This window comes from Mycobacterium sp. 852002-30065_SCH5024008 (assembly GCF_001665645.1).
Taxonomy (GTDB): Bacteria; Actinomycetota; Actinomycetes; order Mycobacteriales; family Mycobacteriaceae; genus Mycobacterium; species Mycobacterium paraffinicum.
On record NZ_LZSZ01000122.1, the window covers coordinates 1 to 694 of the forward strand.

The 694-nt window shown below is 67.4% G+C and carries 1 protein-coding gene; it reads left to right on the forward strand.

Annotation, left to right across the window (positions count from 1 at the left end):
• On the forward strand, positions 1-694 hold a 694-nt coding region (locus tag A5781_RS15930; protein WP_231990729.1), incomplete at both ends, for a cutinase family protein.

A 694-nucleotide genomic window follows, 5' to 3' on the forward strand; every position in this document is an offset into this window, starting at 1 on the left:
GCGGCATGATCGCACGTCAAATAGCCCGTTTTGTAGGTCCAGCAGTAGTTGCCGCGTCCGGCCTCGGCGCGTCGGCCATCACCGGCTCTGCCCTCCCCTCCGCGGCCGCCCAGTGTCCGGACGTGCAGGTGGTGTTTGCCCGCGGCACCGGTGAAGCCCCCGGCGTCGGCCCCACCGGACAAGCGTTCGTCGACGCCCTGCACTCGCGCATGGGAACCAAGTCCTTCGACGTCTACCCGGTCAACTACCCCGCCAGCGACCAATGGGACACCGGCGTCGACGGCATCAGAGACGCCGCGGGCCATATCAATTCGATGGCCCACGACTGCCCCAACACCAGAATGGTGCTCGGCGGCTACTCCCAGGGCGCGGCCGTGATGGGCTTTGTCACCTCACCCTCGGTTCCCGACGGCGTCGACCCCAACACCGTGCCCAAGCCCCTGGACCCCTCGGTGGCCAGCCACGTCTCCTCGGTGGTGCTCTTCGGCATGCCCAACGTGCGCGCCATGAACTTCCTCGGCGAACCCCCCGTCGTCATCGGCCCGGCCTATCAGGACAAGACCGTCAAGGTCTGCGCCACCGAAGACCCGGTCTGCTCCGACGGCATGAACTTCTCCGCCCACAACACCTACGCCGACGACGGCGCCATGATCGACAAAGGCGTCGCCTTCGCATCCAGCCACCTCGACGCGGG